Annotated in this window: 11 protein-coding genes; 1 reads left to right on the forward strand and 10 read right to left on the reverse strand. The window is 73.2% G+C overall.

Annotation, left to right across the window (positions count from 1 at the left end; all coding sequences use genetic code 11):
* Window position 1 precedes the first annotated feature (1 nt).
* The 8 genes from ACF1CT_RS10475 to eccD form a co-directional block, all read right to left on the reverse strand.
* Complete coding sequence (locus ACF1CT_RS10475; RefSeq protein WP_391783389.1) at window positions 2–325, reverse strand: hypothetical protein; 324 nt, start codon at window positions 323–325, stop codon at window positions 2–4.
* Window positions 322–813, reverse strand: coding sequence for a YbaB/EbfC family nucleoid-associated protein (locus ACF1CT_RS10480; protein ID WP_391783390.1), 492 nt, complete (start codon window positions 811–813; stop codon window positions 322–324). The genes ACF1CT_RS10475 and ACF1CT_RS10480 overlap by 4 nt, the downstream gene beginning before the upstream one ends.
* Window positions 814–871: 58 nt before the next feature.
* Window positions 872–3,889, reverse strand: a complete 3,018-nt coding sequence (locus tag ACF1CT_RS10485; RefSeq protein ID WP_391783391.1) for an AAWKG family protein — start codon at window positions 3,887–3,889, stop codon at window positions 872–874.
* A 70-nt stretch (window positions 3,890–3,959) separates the two neighbouring features.
* Entirely contained in the window at window positions 3,960–4,454 is a 495-nt protein-coding gene (locus ACF1CT_RS10490) for a type VII secretion system-associated protein (RefSeq protein WP_391783392.1), read from the reverse strand.
* A 63-nt stretch (window positions 4,455–4,517) separates the two neighbouring features.
* Window positions 4,518–4,847, reverse strand: a complete 330-nt coding sequence (locus ACF1CT_RS10495; RefSeq protein WP_391783393.1) for a WXG100 family type VII secretion target — start codon at window positions 4,845–4,847, stop codon at window positions 4,518–4,520.
* A 52-nt stretch (window positions 4,848–4,899) separates the two neighbouring features.
* Window positions 4,900–5,250, reverse strand: coding sequence for a hypothetical protein (locus tag ACF1CT_RS10500; protein ID WP_391783394.1), 351 nt, complete (start codon window positions 5,248–5,250; stop codon window positions 4,900–4,902).
* Between the two features lie 208 nt (window positions 5,251–5,458).
* Window positions 5,459–6,937, reverse strand: coding sequence for a type VII secretion protein EccB (eccB, locus tag ACF1CT_RS10505; RefSeq protein WP_391783395.1), 1,479 nt, complete (start codon window positions 6,935–6,937; stop codon window positions 5,459–5,461).
* Between the two features lie 13 nt (window positions 6,938–6,950).
* Window positions 6,951–8,348, reverse strand: a complete 1,398-nt coding sequence (gene eccD, locus ACF1CT_RS10510) for a type VII secretion integral membrane protein EccD (protein WP_391783396.1) — start codon at window positions 8,346–8,348, stop codon at window positions 6,951–6,953.
* Window positions 8,349–8,614: 266 nt separating this feature from the next.
* Between eccD and eccCa the strand changes: the two genes are divergently transcribed.
* A complete protein-coding gene (gene eccCa, locus ACF1CT_RS10515; RefSeq protein WP_391783397.1) occupies window positions 8,615–12,580 on the forward strand; it encodes a type VII secretion protein EccCa in 3,966 nt (1,321 codons plus the stop codon).
* Between the two features lie 93 nt (window positions 12,581–12,673).
* Here the strand turns inward: eccCa and ACF1CT_RS10520 are convergent, their stop codons facing one another.
* A complete protein-coding gene (locus ACF1CT_RS10520) occupies window positions 12,674–13,837 on the reverse strand; it encodes a S8 family serine peptidase (RefSeq protein WP_391783398.1) in 1,164 nt (387 codons plus the stop codon).
* Between the two features lie 58 nt (window positions 13,838–13,895).
* Window positions 13,896–17,207, reverse strand: a complete 3,312-nt coding sequence (locus ACF1CT_RS10525) for a right-handed parallel beta-helix repeat-containing protein (RefSeq protein ID WP_391783399.1) — start codon at window positions 17,205–17,207, stop codon at window positions 13,896–13,898.
* Window positions 17,208–17,466: the final 259 nt, after the last annotated feature.

The following is a 17,466-nucleotide window of genomic DNA, read 5'->3' on the forward strand; positions in this document are numbered from 1 at the left end:
CTCAGCGCTGCTTTCCGCCGTGGTGCTGGAGGACGTCGAGCACGTTGCTCTGCTGCTTGCGGAAGCCGGCAGCCGTCTCGATCAGGCTCTTGGCGCTGCCGGACAGCGCCTCGCTGAGCTCCTTGACGCCCATCCTGGCGAACTCGACCCCGTCCAGGTACTTCGACGCGAACGTGTTGCCGAACTCCCCGGTGCCCCAGCAGCCGTGATACGAGGTGATCTTGTCCAGGTAGTCGTCCCGGACGATCTTGATGGAGTCCGCCACCTTCTCCACGGCCTCGCCGCTGTGCCCCAGTCCCTGGGTGTTGACCTCAAGGCCACTCATCGCTTCGTCCCTCCGGAGGCCGCTCCGTTGTCTTCCTCGTCCACCAGTTCGTCCAGCAGCGCGCCCGAGGACCGGGTCGGAGGCTGCACCGGCGGAACCGGCAGCCCCTCCTCGCGCATCGGCGCGAACAGCTCGTTCCAGTCCAGCTCCGCGAAGCCGCCCGCGGCGTCCTGGTCCATGCCGGGGATCGGGCCGAACGGCCGGTACAGTTCGGCGAGTTGCGTCGCCGCCTGAGCGCGCGCCGCGCCGATCGTGGTCATCAGCACGTCCGCGAGCTGAGCCGGCGCCATCGTCCGGTACCGGGCCGTGGGGAAGCGCAGCTTCGTGAGTTCCCCCTGTGCCCCGACGGTCGCCTCCACGGAGCGGTCCCTGGCCATGACGGTGGCCGAGATGCGGGCCGCCTCCGCCGCGGCCTCGCCGAGTTTCGCGCGCGTCTCCTCGAACTCCGCGAGCGCCTCGGCCAGCCGCTCCTCCATCGGGTTGCTCATGCGTTCCGTACCGCCTTCGTCCGTAGCCGTCGGGTCCCCGCCGTACGCCGTGACCGGGTCATCGTCCGATCACCCCCGCCACGCCGCCCTCGTCGGTGCCCCACACGTCCTCGTCCTCACTGACCCAGGTGTGCCGTTCGCGCTCGTCGCTCTGGGTGGCACCGCCCATGCCGCCCGCGCCGCCGCCCATCGGCGGCATCATCGGTGTGCCGCCGGACGAGGAGGTGGCGGGCCGACGCGCCATCGCGGCCTCCTCGGCGGCGAGTTGCGCGGCCCGGGTCCGGGCCCCGCCCGACTCCGCGGCACCCGCCCGCAGGCGTTCGGCCGCCGCACCGGCCCCCGCGCCCGCGCCCGCCCCGCCCATGCCGCCCAGCGGATTGAGCCCCTGGCCGCCCAGCGGGTTAGGCGTCAGCGGTGTGTGGTCGCTCCCGGTGCCCCCGCCCTGGGAACCGCCGCCGCCACCGGCGAGCGGCGAGCGCCGGGTGACGCCGTCCGGGTAGTCGTAGTAGTCGTAGGACGAGCCGCCGCCCGTGCCGCCGCTCCCGGACGTCCGGTTGAGGCCGAGGCCCGGGTTGTAGGACGACAGGGTCCGGCCGTCCGCGTCCGTCGTCACCTTCCGGCCGTCCGGATAGCTGATCTCGTGACCGCCGTTCTTGAGCTGCTTGTCGACGGTCCCGTCGGGGTACTTCGTGACGCTCGTCCCGTCGGCGTTGTGCGTGGTCTGCGCCCCCGCGTTGCCGCCCAGCGGGTTGAGGTGCTCCGTGGTCTTGTGGCCCTGGGCGTCGGTGGAGGTGAACGTGCCGTCCGGCCCCAGCCTGGTCGTGCTGCCGTCCTTGTACGCCGTCGTCACCGTGCCGTCGGCCTCCACCTTGGCGACGGAACCGTCCGCGTAGGTGATGGTGGAGGTCCCCTTGCCCAGGTGGGCGACCGTTGTGGTGCCGTCGGCGTCCACGGTGGTCACCGTGCCGTCGGCCTTCACGGTCGTCTTCGTGCCGTCCGCGTACGTCGTGGTGGCCGAACCGTCCTCGCCGAAGGTCGTGCGCGATCCGTCGGGGTTCTGCACGGTCTGGCCCGGCGCCGGATGGCTGGTGGTGGTGTGCCCCTGGGCGTCGGTGGTCGTGAGGGTGCCGTTCGGGTCCAGCTTGGTCGTGGTGCCGTCCGGGTACTGGGTCACGGCGGTGCCGTCGGGCGAGATGGTGGTCCGGGTGCCGTCCTGGTAGGTGACGGTCTCGCTGCCGTCCTTGTTCAGCACGGTCTTGCTGCCGTCCGGGTTGACCGTGGTGACCGTGCCGTCGCGGTCCACCGTGGTCGTCGTGCCGTCCTTGTGCGTGGTGGTGCGCGACCCGTCGGAGTTGTACGAGGTGGTGCTGGAGTCGGGGCCCTTGGTGGTCTTGAGCGCGGTGCCGTGGCCGCCGAGACCGCCGGTGCCGCCCGTCTGGTTCGGGTTCAGCGGGGGCGGCAGCACGTTGGTGCCCGGCGGCGTCGTCTCCTTGTGGCCGTCCGGGTAAGTCGTGACCGAGGAGCCGTCGGGGCGGATCTCGGTGGTGGACCCGTCCGCGTTGTGGGTCACCAGACCGGTGCCCGTGCCCGTGCCGGTCCCCGTCCCCGTACCGGTGCCCGTGCCGCCGATGTCGTTGAGGCCCAGGGAGGGCGGCAGTTTCGAGACGGTGCCGTCGCCGTCGCCGCCCGTGCCGTCGCCACCGCCGAGGCCGTTGATGTCGCCGATGCCCTTGTCGGTGGTGCCGTCGCCGTTCCCCGTCGGGTTGAGGCCCAGCGGGTCGCTGTCGCCCGTACCGCCGCCGCCCCCCTCCAGCTTCTTCTTCAGCTCGTCGCTCTGCTTCTTGGCCTCCTCCTTCTCCTTCTGGAGCTCCTCCTTCTCCTTGGCCGCCTCGTCCTTGGCCAGCGCGTCGGCCAGACTGGTCACCCCGGGCCGGAAGTTGAAGGAGGTGCGGCCGCGGCCGGCCGCCGAAAGAGCCTTGTTGAGAACCGACGCCGCGGTGGTGGCGGGACCGTCCAGCTTGGTGTTGATGTTGTCGGTCCACCGCTTGTAGGCGTCATCCGCGATGAGCTGCCACGCCTGGACCTGCCGAAGGTCGCCGTAGGGCGACATGCTGACCCTGTAGGCGTCCGTCCGCTTCCACTTCAGTCCGGTCCCGTCCATCTGGAGGATGTTGTTGGCGTTCACCCACTCCGCCACCTCGTCGAGCAGCTTGAGCAGCACGGCTGTCGGCAGCCACTCCTGGCCCGGCTGGGAGGTCCAGTCCTGCCAGGCGGCGTACAGGCTCGTCGCGCAGTCGTGCAGCGCCTTCTCGGCGGAGATGAGGTTGTTGCCCACGCCCGTCCTGGCGTGGTAGCTGGAGTTCGACGGCGAGACCGCGGCGGTCGTGCCGGTGGGCGCGAGGTCGTGCGCGTAGTTCTTGTATCCGGTCTGCAGGCCGTCGATGAGGTGCCGGAACACCCCGGCGGCCTTGCCGCGCATGGCGGCGTCCTCCTCGCCGAGGTCCAGGAACCACTGCTCCAGCGTCTGCGAACGCTTGTTGAAGAACTCCCAGACCCGGTCGAACGCCATCGACGTCTGGACGAAACTCCGCAGATTGAGCCCGGTGTCCGCGCCGACGCTGCGCGAGCCGACGGAGAACCCGAGCGTGGTGTAGTTCTTCTTCAGCTCCTCCAGGGCCAGGCCGTAGCCCCAGTCGAAGGCCCCGGCGATCCCGTCCTTGCCCCAGTCCCAGTCCATCCCGGTCTTCAGCCAGGGGAAGGTGATGCTGACCTGGTAGGTGTCGATCGTCGAGTCGCTGCCGCCGCCGTCGTTGGCACCGTAGAACTGGATGACCCGTTCCGCCTGGCCGGGCACCATGTGACCGAGCGTCGGAGTGGTGCCGTTGATCTTGGTGATCGTGGGCGTCATCCACCGGGTCTCGCCGGCGGACTGCTCCTCCTTGGACGGGTTGTCGCCCCCGCCCCCGCCGTCCTTGCCCTTGATGCCGCCGACGTCCTCGCGGGTGCCGCCGTCGAAGCCGGTGAGCTGTTTGACGACGGACTCCCACAGCACGGGAGAGGGGGCTGGTGTGGTCATGGCAGCGCTCGATTTCCAGAGGGTGTGACGGATCCGCGGGACGCGCGGACCGGGGGCCGGTCCCGCCCGGTCAGGCGGTGGCCGGCCTGGTGGTGAGGTCGTCCTCGACGTTGTGCAGATCGTTGAGGAACGTCTCCGCCTCGACCTTCGCCAGGCTGTCCAGCTGGGCCTTCTTCATCTCGGCGATGGTGTCGCGGAGGTTCGACTGGATGTCCCGGAACAACTGCTCCTGGGCGGTCTCGACGGGATGGATGCTGCCCGCCGCGCCCTTCACGAAGGTCAGCAGCACCCCGCCCGCCAACGGGCCCTCCTTGTTGAGGAGGCCGATCTGCAGGCTGCCCTTGCCGAAGGGCGAACCGGGGGTGGCCAGGGCGTTCGAGAGGGTCAGCATCGACATGACCTCGTCGCCGTCGACCGACGCGTCGTCCAGGTCGGTCTGGAGCTCCACCAGGGCGTCGATCACACCCTGGACGCCCTCCGACGTCCCGTCGGCCGAGGTCGTGCCGTCGATGAACTTCGTGAGGTTCTCCGGATCGAGGTGGGACAGATCGAAGGAGGGAGCCATGACGTCTCTCGCAATCGTCGCAGGATGGTCGGCGGCCGGCGGGGAGGGACCGGGCGGGGCCCGTCAGCCGCCGATCCGGACGTTCGCCCACTGGTCGGCGCTCTGGTTCTCGTGCCTGCGGTACAGGTCCGAGATCTCGTTGAGGGTGCCGCTGTGGCGCTGGAGGACCATGCCGAGCTGCTGCGACGCCTCGTTCCAGGAGTCCTGCTTGCCCTGGTACGCCACCGAGTCCGCACCCTGCCAGGCACCGCGCAGCCCGGCCAGTTCCTCGTTGAGCGCCTTGACGGTGTTCTGGATCGCCTTCGTCTGCAGCCGCATGTCCTCGGCGGCCTGGTCGACGTGGTTGTACTCGACGTGGATGATGCCGTCGGTCTTGTTGGAGTAATCGGGCATGACGGGCTCCTCGGGCTGTCGGACGTGCGAAGGGGGAGTGCGGCGGAAACGGCTACTGGGGGACCACCGTGGCGAAGACGTCGTTCGACGACTTCGAGGAGTTGATCAGATCGGTGGTGTTCGCCTGGATCGTGCGCTGGGAGACCCCGGTCTCCTCCAGCTGCCGCATCATGTCGCCGATGTTCTTGACGATCAGGTCGACCTGCCCGCTCCAGTCGGCGAGCAACTGCTGGAAGGCACCGCCGTCCTGCCCGCCGTACGCGTTGATCAGCCCCTGCATGGTCGTCTTGACGTCGTCCTGCGCGCGCGTGACGCCGCGCTTGGCCTGGTCGAGGGCGTTGTAGCCCTTCTGGTTCTCGTTCTGCGACGACGTCTGGAGGTTGCCGGGAGCGTTGGTTGACATGGCGGAATCCTTGTCTGATCGGAGGCCGGATCACGGCCGGGGGCGCCCGAAGGGAACACCTGTCCAATGCGCTGTGATGCTAAGGAGGTTCAGGGGAACCATGCAATCCGGTGAGGCGAAATCTGAGCTTTTCCTGATCTTCGGCCCCGGGCGGAGGTCACGTCGGACCGCCGCCCGGCGAAGGTGCCGCCGGACGGACGCCCGGGGGTCACCCGCAGGCCGGCCCCGTCGTGCCGGACGAGCCCGGCACCGACGGGAGGTCACCCGACGCGGCCGCCGCGTCGAGCACCGGCCCCGTCGGCAGCATGTCCAGCAGCCGCGACGGCACGGACTGGGCGTGACCGCCCTCCAGACCGAGCCGGTTCACCGATTCGGCGTCCGGCAGCCGGTACTTCACGCCGACATCGGTGACCAGGTACGTCGTCGTGCCGATCACCCCGCCCCCGGCGCCCAGCGCCTGGACCAGCGCACCGCCGCCGGGGCGCACCACCACACCGTCCACCGGCAGGCAGGCCCGCGCGATCTCCGCCCCCGAGGCGGGCGGGGCGACCCGCTGCGCACCGGACACCAGGGCCAGGCGCACCCGGGGCGCGGTCCCGGTCGGCTGCACCTGGGCGCACACCGCCGCACCCGGCTCGGGGAGTTGTGCGGTGGGTGTGCGGGACGGCCAGTCGGCCGGGTCCTCGCCGGCCGTGCCCGCCGGGGCCTGATGCCGTGTCAACTGGTCGGCCGTGACGCGGATGGGGACGGGCGCGGCGCCCTTGTAGGCGAGCCGCGCGGTGCGGTCGTCGCCGAGGACGAGCGCGGCGGCGGGTGCGGAGAGCGGGCGCAGACCGGCCTTCTCCAGCAGGAAGTACTGGGCGGCGGCGCCGGGGGAGACCAGCTCGAAGACCTGCCCGATCCGGCTGGCACGGCCGCCGACGGCCGGGCCCGCCGCGCCCCGTGCCCCGATCTCGGGCGGCGCCAGGTCGGTACCGGCGGGCACGCTGTCCAGGAACGCCGCCGACACCTGGACCGGGGTCACGCCGGAATAACCGAGCGCCTGGGCCGCGCCGTGCCTGCCCAGCCGCAGCCGGTGATCGCCCCACAGGACGTACTGGGCGGCGTCGGGGCCCTGGACCAGCAGCGCCCCGCCCCTGTCGGGGAAGCCGCCGCCGACGGGGAAGCCCAGGCGCAGCGAGGTGACCGGACGGCGGCCCGTGCCGTCCGGCCCCGTGCGCTCGGGCTCCTCCGCGCAGACCTGCCAGGCGCCCTGTTCCAGGTCGGCGAGGCCGGGCAGCGCGTCCGGGGCGCCGGGAATGCCCACCGGGGTGCCGTGCGCCTCACCGCGCAGCGAGGCCGCCGACACCTGGACGGCCTTCAGCCGGTCCGCCGCGATCAGCTTCGCGGAGGCGTAGTTGCGCACCGGGCGCAGCCGGCCGTCGAGGTACAGGTAGCGGGTGCCGGTGTCCTTCTGCACGATCAGGGCGTCGGCCTGACGCCATGACTTGGTGCCCGAGGGCGAGATCAGCCCCAGCAGCACCGACCCCACGACCAGGACCACGGCGAGACCGATACCCCACGCCATGCCCCGGTTGGTGCGTCCCACCGGGCTCTCCGGCGCGTCCGGATCGCTGCGCAGCATCCCGCTGGTGAGCCGGCCCATGACGAACATGTGGGCCTGGACCTGGTCCTTGCGCGACTGCATGTCCCCGCCCCCGTCAGCCGGTCACGGTGCGCAGGGTGCCGTACACGCCCAGCACCCACAACGTCAGCGGAATCATGGCGACGGCCGCCAGTGTGTGCAGGATGTCCGCGGCCCGCCCCCAGTACGGCAGCATCCGGCGCCCCGGCACCGTCCAGGACGCGATCGCCGCGACCGCCGCCAGGGCGATCAGCCCGGCGAGCAGCGCGGGCCGCTGCCCCGCGGACAGGTCCCCGGCCGCCCGGACGGCCATCAGCACCAGCCCGTACAGCCCGGGCAGCAGCACCGCGGGGCGCTGCCACACATTGCCGATACCGCGTGCGTGAAGCAGCAGGAGCAGACACAGCACCCCGGCCGTCACCAGCGACGGGGTGCCGGGATCATCCAGCACCAGCGCGGTCAGCACACCCGCACAGACCACGCCGACCGCCGTGTACAGGGCCGTCATCCACTGTTCGGCAAGCCCGGTCCGGCTGACCACCCGCTGGTGCGGGTGCGGTTCGATGCCCTCCTGCAACTGTTCGGCGTTGGTGGGCAGTGCGGGCAGCCGCAGTCCCGACAGGCGGAACGCGAGGCCCGGCACCAGCCCGCCGAACACCACCGCGACCACCGCGACGAGGCTCGCGGCGTGTCCGGCCGGCACGTCCAGGGTCAGCATCAGCACCCCCCACACGGCACCCGCCACGGCGATCACCGCCGCGCACAGCAGCAGTGGCACGAACGCCGCGACCGCCGCCACCGCGAGGACCGCCCCACCGGCCGCCGCCGCCGAGGCGGCCAGCAGCCGGGAGCCGAGCAACTGCCCGCCCGCGTCGGCGTCGCCGACCGGCAGCAACGCACCGGCCAGCGCCAGATACGGTGCCACCAGCGCGCCGAGCGCCGCCCCCGCCGCGGAGTCGCCGACCGCGCGACTCGCCGACGCGGCGCCGAACAGCACCAGCAGCGCGGTCCCCGCCGCCACCGCGGCCCGCAGCGGCCCGGACCCGCCGGGCAGTGCCAGGACCAGGAGTCCGGCCGCCAGCAGTACCACCGCGGTGCCGCGCAGCAGCCACCGGCTGGTGCGCGTGTCCCAGCCGTGCGGACGTTCCCGCATGGTGGTGGCCACACCGTCGACCAGGTCGTCGAAGTGGATCGGGGGCAACGCCTCGGCGCGCGGGCGCAGGTGGAGCGTCTCCCCGTCGCGCAGGGCGAGCGCCTCGGGGGTGCTCTCCTCGTCCAACGGCTCCTCGCCGAGACGTTGCAGCACCCAGCCACCGTGCTCGATGCCCTGCTCCGCCAGGTCGTCCCCGGCGTGGTCGAGGAGCGTGGGGAGCAGGTCGGCGACGGGAACGTCGGCGGGAACGGCGAGGTCGATGAGCCGCTGCGGGGTCTTTACCGTGAGCCGGCACAGACCGGGGCCCGATATGTCTGTCATGGTGGCTGGCCGCACCTCTCCGAGGGGCCGGGATACCGAAGTCGATCACCGCACATTACCGTTGGCGGCGCGTCAGGTCACAGGGACCCCGCGCCCGCCCTCCCCTCCGTACGCTGCGAGGATCCGTGGGCACCGCCGCTCCGGACGCGCCGGGCACGGCGCCCGTGCCCGGGAATCCGGCGGCGAGCACCGCGCGTGTGCCCGGACGTGACGAGCCATCGCGCGTGCCCGGGAGACGGACGCGACGAGCCCGAGGAGACATCAGCGTGAGCACCGTTCTGTTCCGCAGGCCGGCCCGACGGCGCGGCCCCGACATGCCCGACGGCGAGATCGCCCTCCAGGAGCCGCCGACCCTGCCCGAGGCCGAGCCGAACACCTCCGCCGTGTGGATGTACCTCCCCATGGGCCTCACCTCGCTCGCGATGCTCATGATGTTCATCCGCCCCGGCGCCGCCACCACGTTCAGCTACATCGCGATCGGGCTGATGCTGCTCTCCTCCGTCGGCATGATCGTCGGCCAGCTGATCCGCAGCGCGGGCGACCGCAAACGCAAGCTCAAGGGCGAACGGCGCGACTATCTGCGCTACCTTGCACAGACCCGGCGCAAGATCCGCCGCACGGTCGGCGAGCAGCAGAAGGCACTGGCCTGGCGGCACCCCGACCCGGCCGCCCTGTGGGCCCTCACCGGCACCAGCCGCCAGTGGGAACGCCGCCCCGCCGACGAGGACTTCGCCGAGGTACGCGTCGCCGTCGGCGAGCAGAAGCTCGGTACCCGCCTCGCGCCGCTCGCCACCAAACCCGTCGAGGACCTGGAACCGCTCTCCGCACACGCGCTGCGCAGCTTCATCCGCGCCTACGGCACCGTTCCCGACCAGCCGATCGCGCTCTACCTGCGGGCCTGGTCACGGGTCCTGGTCCAGGGCGACGCGGATCGCGCCCGCGCCCTGACCCGCGCCCTGATCGCCCAACTCGTCGCCTTCCACGCCCCCGAGGAACTCACCGTCGCCCTCTGCGCCGACGACGAGCACCGGGACACCTGGGAATGGGTCAAGTGGCTGCCGCACGCCCAGCACGCCTACCAGCGCGACGGCGCCGGCCAGGCCCGCATCGCCGCCGCCGGGATCGTCGAACTGGAGGAACTGCTCGGCGCGGACTTCACCGAGCGCCCGCCCTTCGACCCGGACACCCCGCCCGGCCGCGAGGAACCCTTCACGCTGATCGTCGTCGACGGCGGGCTGGTCCCCACCGGGCACCGGCTGGAGGGCCCCGGCTACCGCAACACCGTCGTCCTCGACCTGTCCGCCGCCTTCGCCTGGAAACCGGCCCGCGGCACGCTGCGGCTGCGCATCGAGGAGGACGGTCTGCACCTGGTCCGCACCGACCGCGAGCGCAAGGAGCAGGCGACGCTGCTGGGACACCCCGACACACTCGGCCCGGCCGCCGCCCGCACCCTGGCGGCCCGGCTCGCCCCGTACCGCCTCGGCGGCGGCACGACCGCCACCGAGCCCTTCGCCACCGACACCGAACTCACCAGCCTGCTCGGCATCCCCGACCTGCGCCGCCACGACCCGGCCCGGCTGTGGGACCGGCCGCTGGAGAGCCGGTCCCGGCTGCGCGTGCCGATCGCCGTCGGCGAGGACGGCACCCCCGTCGAACTCGACATCAAGGAGTCCGCGCAGGGCGGCATGGGCCCGCACGGCATGCTCATCGGGGCCACCGGCTCCGGAAAGAGCGAACTGCTGCGCACCCTGGTGCTCGGCCTCGCCCTCACCCACTCGTCCGAGACGCTGAACCTCGTCCTCGTCGACTTCAAGGGCGGCGCGACCTTCCTCGGCATGGACGAACTGCCGCACACCTCGGCCGTCATCACCAACCTCGCCGACGAGACCGCGCTCGTCGGCCGCATGCAGGACGCCGTGCACGGCGAACTGATCAGGCGCCAGGAACTGCTGCGCCGGGCCGGGAACTACTCGTCCGTCCTGGAGTACGAGAAGGCACGCGCCGCCGGCACCCCGCTCGCCCCGCTGCCGAGCCTGTTCATCGTCGTCGACGAGTTCAGCGAACTGCTCGCCGCGCACCGCGAGTTCATGGAGCTCTTCGTGATGATCGGCCGGCTCGGCCGCTCCCTCGGGGTCCACCTGCTGCTCGCCTCGCAGCGACTGGAGGAGGGGCGCATGCACCAACTGGAGAGTCACCTCTCCTACCGCATCGGCCTGCGCACCTTCTCCGCCATCGAGAGCCGCGGCGTCCTCGGCGTCCCCGACGCCTACCACCTGCCGCCCACCCCCGGCAGCGGCTACCTCAAGAGCGGCGTCGAAGCCCTCACCCGGTTCCGGGCCGCCTACGTCTCGGGCGCGTACAAGCCCCGGCGCGGCAGCGTGCAGCAGGCCCAGATCGCCCGGCAGGTGGTGCCGTGGGGCACCGGCTGGGTGGTGCCGCGCACCCTGCCCGCGGCCCCCGAACCCGAACCGGCGGCCGAGCCGGAGACCGGCGAGACGCTCCTCGGGCTCGCCCTGGAACGGCTCCGGGACAGCGGACCGCCCGCCCATCAGGTGTGGCTGCCGCCGCTCGACACCCCGCCCAGCCTGGACGCGCTGCTGCCGCCGCTCGTGCCGGACCCGGACTTCGGCCTCACCACCGCCGGGTCCCCGGACCGGGGCAGGCTCCGGGTGCCGGTCGGTATCGTCGACAAGCCCTTCGAGCAGGTCCGCGACCTGCTCACCGTCGACCTCTCCGCCGCGGGCGGCCACGTCGCCGTCGCGGGCGGACCGCAGAGCGGCAAGAGCACCCTGCTGCGCACCCTCATCACCGCGCTCGCGCTCACCCACACCCCCCGCGAGATCCAGTTCTACTGCCTCGACTTCGGCGGCGGCGCGCTCGCCGGACTCGCCGGACTGCCGCACGTGGGCGGTGTCGCGGGACGTCTCGACCGCGAACGCATCTCCCGCACCCTGGCCGAGGTCACCTCGCTGCTCAACCGCCGCGAGCTGTTCTTCCAGGAGCAGGGCATCGACTCGATGGCCACCTACCGCAAACGCCGGGCGGCCGGACAGTACCCCGACCAGCCGTTCGGCGACGTGTTCCTCGTCGTCGACGGATGGTCCACGGTGCGCTCCGACATGTTCGACGACGTCGCCGTCTTCAACGGCCTCGCCGTGCGCGGCCTCAACTACGGCGTCCACCTGATGGTCAGCACCTCCCGCTGGGTCGAGCTGTCCGCCGCGCTCCGCGACCAGATCGGCACCCGCCTCGAACTGCGGATGGGCGACCCGATGGACTCCGCCGTCGACATCCGCAGGGCCGCAGCCGTCCCCACCTCGCCCGGCCGCGGTCTGAGCCCCGACAAGCTGCACTTCCTCGCCGCGCTGCCGCGCATCGACGGCCAGGAGCAGGCGGAGGACCTCACCGAGGCGCTCACCGACCTGGTCGAGGCCGTCGCCGAGAGCTGGGACGCCCCGAACGCCCCCGCGGTCCGGATGCTGCCGACCCGGCTCCCCGCCTCCGGACTCCCCGTCTCCGAACAGCCGCTGCGCATCCCGGTCGGCCTGGACGAGGCCGAACTGGAACCGGTCTGGCACGACTTCGCGCAGAGCCCGCACCTGATGCTGGTCGGCGACACCGAGAGCGGCAAGACCAGCGCGCTGCGCCTGATCGCCCAGCGCATCGTGGCCTCCCACACCCCCGACCAGGCCCGCATCCTGGTCGTCGACTACCGGCGCGAACTGGTGGAGGCGGTGCCCGAGGAATACCGCCTGGGCCACGCGGTCGCCGCCGACCCGCTGCGCGAACTCGTCGACGGCGTCAGCCGCGCCATGGCCGTCCGGACCCCCGGCGAGGACATCTCACCTGCCCGGATGCGGCGTGCCGACTGGTGGAAGGGCCCGCGCGTGTTCGTCCTTGTCGACGACTACGAGATGGTCGGCTCCGGATTCAACACCCCCTTCGAGCCGCTCCTGCCGCACCTTCCGCTCGGGTACGAACTCGGCCTGCACCTGGTGGTCGCCCGGGCCGCCACCGGCGCGTCCCGCCTGGACCCGACGATGCGCAAGCTCCAGGAGGTCAACTCCCCGGCCCTGCTGATGTCCTGCCCGCCCTCGGAGGGCTACGTCTTCGAGAACATCAAGCCGCGCATCCTGCCGCCCGGCCGGGCGCTGCGCATCGCGCGCCGCAAGGCCGCCCTGGTGCAACTGGCGCTCCCGGACGCACTGCCCGAGGCCGCCGAGGAGGAATGAGACCGGCCGGGCGGCCCGCCCCGCGTCACCGGTGCGCGGGCGGGCCGTCGCCGTGCGCCGGAAGCGGTGGAGCCGCCCGGCCGGCCCCCCGGGTCACTGCGCCGGCCGCCCCGGCCGCCAGCGCCGGCTCCGGCCGCGCGGCAGGACCACCGCGAGGGCCGCGACCAGCAGGATCGTGCCGCCCGCACCCGCCGTGACCAGATACGCGGTGACCCGGGCCCCCGAGGTGTCGGGCGGCACGGGCAGGCGCACCGGATCGGCCGCCGCGGCCCGGGGCGGCGCCGCGGCCGGGGCCACCCCCGACACCGCGCCGTACGGGTCCAGCGCCGGCAGGTCCCCGGGGTAGGCGGTGTCGAGCAGCCGGGCCCGCACCTGCGCGGCCGTCAGATCCGGGTGGTACGAGCGGACCAGGGCCGCCGCCCCCGCCGTCACGGCCGCCGCCAGCGACGACCCCGACCCCGTCCACTTGCCGTCGCCCACCGGGCCCGGACCGACCAGCGCGTCACCGGGCGCCGACAGGTCGGCCCGCCGGTGGCGCGGCGCGCCGTCGGGCCTGCCGCCCTGCGGCCCGGTGTCGAGGACCGCCAGCGCGGTCGCCGGGGCCTCGGGCGCGGGCGGCGCCTCGGCCGTCCCGGACGGCAGACTGTCCGCCGCGGCCGGCACGACGACCAGGGCGTCCTCGCGCGCGGCCACCGCCATCGCGGCCCGTACCGCCTTGTCGGCCCCGTCCAGCGGGGCCGTCACCGTGATGACGTCCGCACCGGCCTCGGCCGCCTCCCGGACCCCCGCGGCCAGCCGCCCCGCGTCGGGCTCCCCCCGGGTGCCGGTGCCCCGCACCGCCAGCACCGTCGCCTGCGGAGCGACTCCGGAGAACCCCTGGCCCGGAGCTGTCGCCCCGGCGACCAGGCCGGCCTGGAAGGTGCCCCGGCCCACACAGTCGTGGCCCGCGTCGCCGAGCGCGCTCACCCGGCCCGCCAGCACGGCGGGGGAGTCGCTCACCCCCGTGCCCACGACCGCCACGCTCACGCCCCGCCCCTGCGAGAGCCGCCACACCTGGTCCAGGGACAGCGCCTGCCGTGTCCACGGCGCGTCGGGGGTGGTGCGCCCCTTGTGGGAGGTGCACTTCTGATCGGCGGCCAGCCGCTCGGGGATGCCGGGCAGGGCCACGCCCCCGCCGTCGGCGGCGTGCGCGAGCGGCCCCGGCAGGACGGCGGCCAGGGCGGAGACGCACAGCAACAGCGTGGTACGGCGACGCATGGCACCGGTCCTCGGGCGGTTCGGCGGGCGGGGGAGTTCACGGCCCCGCCCACGATGGTCAGCGGTTCGGCAGGTCCTCGGGCAGCAGCATCCGCAGATCGTCCAGGCTCGGCGCGGCGACCGAGCTGAGCCGACCTGCCTGACGGGTCATCATCAGCTCCAGCGTCTGCCGGGCGAGCCGCGCGTTGCCGAAGGTACGGCCCCTGGGCACCGCGTCGAAGTGCTCGCGCAGCGCGGAGGCGGCCCCCGGCGCGCACTCGTAGCCGTTGTCCGCCGCGTGCTGGCGGACGATGGTGACCAGTTCGTCCGACGAGTAGTCCGGGAATTCGATGTGCCGGGTGAACCGCGAGGCGAGCCCCGGGTTGGAGTCGAGGAAGCGGTCCATCTCGGCCGTGTACCCGGCCACGATCACCACCACCTCGTCCCGGTGGTCCTCCATCAGCTTCAGGAGGGTGTCCACCGCCTCCTGGCCGAAGTCCGAACCACCGCCCCGCTCGGGGGTGAGGGTGTACGCCTCGTCGATGAACAGCACCCCGCCCAGGGCGCGTTCGAAGACCTCCCGGGTCAGCTGCGCGGTGTGGCCGACCCAGCGGCCCACCAGGTCGGCGCGCGAGACCTCGACCAGTTGCCCGCGCGGCAGCACCCCCAGCGACGCCAGCAGCTCGCCGTGGAGGCGGGCGACCGTCGTCTTGCCGGTGCCGGGCGGACCGGCGAACACCAGGTGGTTGCTGATCCGGGGTGTCGGCAGTCCGGCCTCCGCGCGCCGCCGGGTGGTGGCGAGCAGATTGACCAGGTCGCCCACCTCACGTTTGACGGCGGCGAGGCCGACCAGTCCGTCCAGCCGCAGCAGCGGGTCGTCGTCCGCCCCGGCGTCCGCGCCTCCCGGCCCCGCCACGACCCCGACGTCCCCGGCCGTGAGCACCGCCAGGTCACGTTCGTTGACGTCCGCCTGCGTGGCGAGCCGGGACGCCTGCCGGTCCACCATCTCCTCGAAGACCTTGCGCGCGGTGCGGCCGTTGCCGAAGCCCGCGTCGCGGGGGATCCGTTCGAAGTGGGCGCGCAGCGCGGTACGGGCCGCCGCGTCCAGCTCGTAGTGGTGGCCGGTGCACATCCGGTCCACGATCGTGACCAGCTCGTCCGAGGTGTAGTCGGTGAACTCGACATTGCGTGTGAAGCGGGACGCGAGCCCCGGGTTGGAGGCGAGGAACCCGGTCATCTCCTTCGGGTAACCGGCCGCCACCACGACGACGTCGTCGCGGTGGTCCTCCATCAGTTTCACCAGGGTGTCGATGGCCTCGCGCCCGAAGTCGGCGCCGGAACCGCCGCCGTCCGACAGCAGCGTGTACGCCTCGTCGATGAACAGCACCCCGCCCAGGGCCTTGTTGAAGGTCTCGGTGGTCTTGATGGCGGTGCCGCCGATGACCTGAGCCACCAGGTCCGCCCGGGACACCTCCACCAGATGGCCGGAGCGCAGCACGCCGAGCGAGGCCAGGATCGAGCCGTAGAGCCGGGCGACCGTCGTCTTGCCGGTGCCCGGCGGGCCCGCGAAGACCAGGTGGCGGCTCATCGGCGGGGCGGGCATGCCGAGACTGGCCCGGCGCTGCGCCATCCGGTTCAGGTTGATCAGGGTCAGCACCTGCTGCTTGACGTCGTCAAGGCCGATCAGCGACTCCAGCTCCGCCACCGGGCCGGTGCCCGCCGCGGGGGCGTCCGCGACCGGAACACCGCCGCCGGGCAGCCGCCCGTCGCCCGCCGCCTCCGCGCCCGCCGCGGTGCCCCAGGCGTCCTGGGCGCCGTTCTCCGCGCTGGTCAGTCCCTCGACGGCGAGACGGTCGCCGGGTACGGCCTGACGCAGTCCGCTGCCCCGGTTCTCCCGCACCGTGCAGCCGATCAGCGACACCGGGTCCGCGCCCTCCACCCGTACCCCGTCGGCACCCGATCCGGTCACCTCGCAGGCGTTCAGCGAGGCCCTGGCGCCCGCGGCGATCAGCACACCGTGCTCCGCCGAGCCGCTCACCCGGGCCCGCGCGGCGCTCAACTCGCCCTCGGCGTCGACCCGCACGCCCGCCGCGCCGGAGTCCTCCACCGAGGTGTCGCGCAGCGTGAGCGTGCCGAGCGCGCCGACCAGGACGCCAGCGGCGACGGCGGCGCGCAGCGTCCCGCCGCCGACGTACAGATTGCCGTGGCCCGAGACATGGACCGCCGAGCCAGCCGACTCCTCGACGACGCAGTCCTCCAGGCGGCCCCGGCCGTCCTTGGAGACCTCCACGCCGTGCCCTCCGGCCCGGGCGACGGTGGCCCGCCGCACCAGCGGATTGGCGCCGCCGCGGATCACGATTCCGCTCGCCGCCGCGTCCAGCACCTCCAGCCGGTCGACCTCGGCCGCCGAATCCTCGTCCAGCAGCAGCCCGGTGCCCTCCGCGTCCCGCACGACGACACCGGTCAGGACCGGGGAGGAGAAGCCGCACACGCGGATCGCGGGCTCCTTGGCGGCGGCGAACACGCATTCCTTCACCGTGCCCCGGCTGCGCTCGGTGACCAGCAGCCCGTGACCCGCGGTGCGTTCGCTGCGGCAGCCGATGAGCGAGGGGGAGCCACCCGCGCCCACCACGAAGCCGTGCCCGGTGGTGTCCCGGACCGTGACGTCCTCCAGGGCGGTCCGGCCGGTGCTGCTCACGAACACGCCGACGACGGACTCGCGGACCGTGCCGCGCACCATCCTGACCGAGCTGTCCTCCTCGGCGGCGACGCCGGGCTTGTCCGCCGCGGATATCTCGCAGTCCTCGACGAGCACCTGCGCCTGGCCGTTGGCGAGGACGCCGTTGCCCCGCGCGTCGCGCAGCCGGCTCGCGCGCACCGAGATCCGGCCGCGTTCCCCGGCCACCACCGCGGACGTGCCCAGATGCTCGACGACGCAGTCCTCCAGGAAGCTCTCGGTGCCGGACGTGGCCACCACGCCCGCCCCCGCCGGATTGCTGACCCGGCACTGACGCAGCGCCAGCGATCCGCTGCCCCGCGCGAACAGCGCCGCCCAGGCCGAGCCGTGGACGTCGCAGCGGTCCAGGGCGAGTTGACCGCGCGGCACGTCCACGACGGGCAGTTCGTCGTCGTGCCCCCGCAGGACCAGGTCGCTCACCATCACGGCGTCCCCGGTGAGCGTCAGCGCCGTGCCCCGCCGCGGCGCGAGTTCCACGGTTCCGCGGCCCTCGGCGGCGGTCAGCGTGATGGCGACCGCCACGGTCACGGTCTCCTCGTAGCGCCCCGGGGCGATGCTGACGACGGCTCCGGTGCGGGCCCGGGCGACGGCCTGGGCGATGGTGCGGCAGTCGCCCGTCCCGTCCGCTGCGACGGTGAGCACCTGGCGTGACACGTTCTTACCTCCCGGACCCCGGTGCCCGTGGGCGGGACGGGGGCGCGGCATGTTGGGGGCGTGTGGAACTGATGTGCCCATCATGCCTGTTGCCGCAGGTGGACCGCCACAGTGGTCCGCGGCCGCGGTCCGGCAGGTACACGCGCCGCGGGGGGGGGGGGGGGGGGGGGGGCCCCCCCCCCCCCCCGCCCGCCCCCCGCGGGCGGGGGGGGGGCCCGGGGGAAGAGACGGAAACCAGCCACACCACGGGTGGGAAACG

The organism is Streptomyces sp. NPDC014734 (assembly GCF_043083325.1).
Lineage (GTDB): Bacteria > Actinomycetota > Actinomycetes > Streptomycetales > Streptomycetaceae > Streptomyces.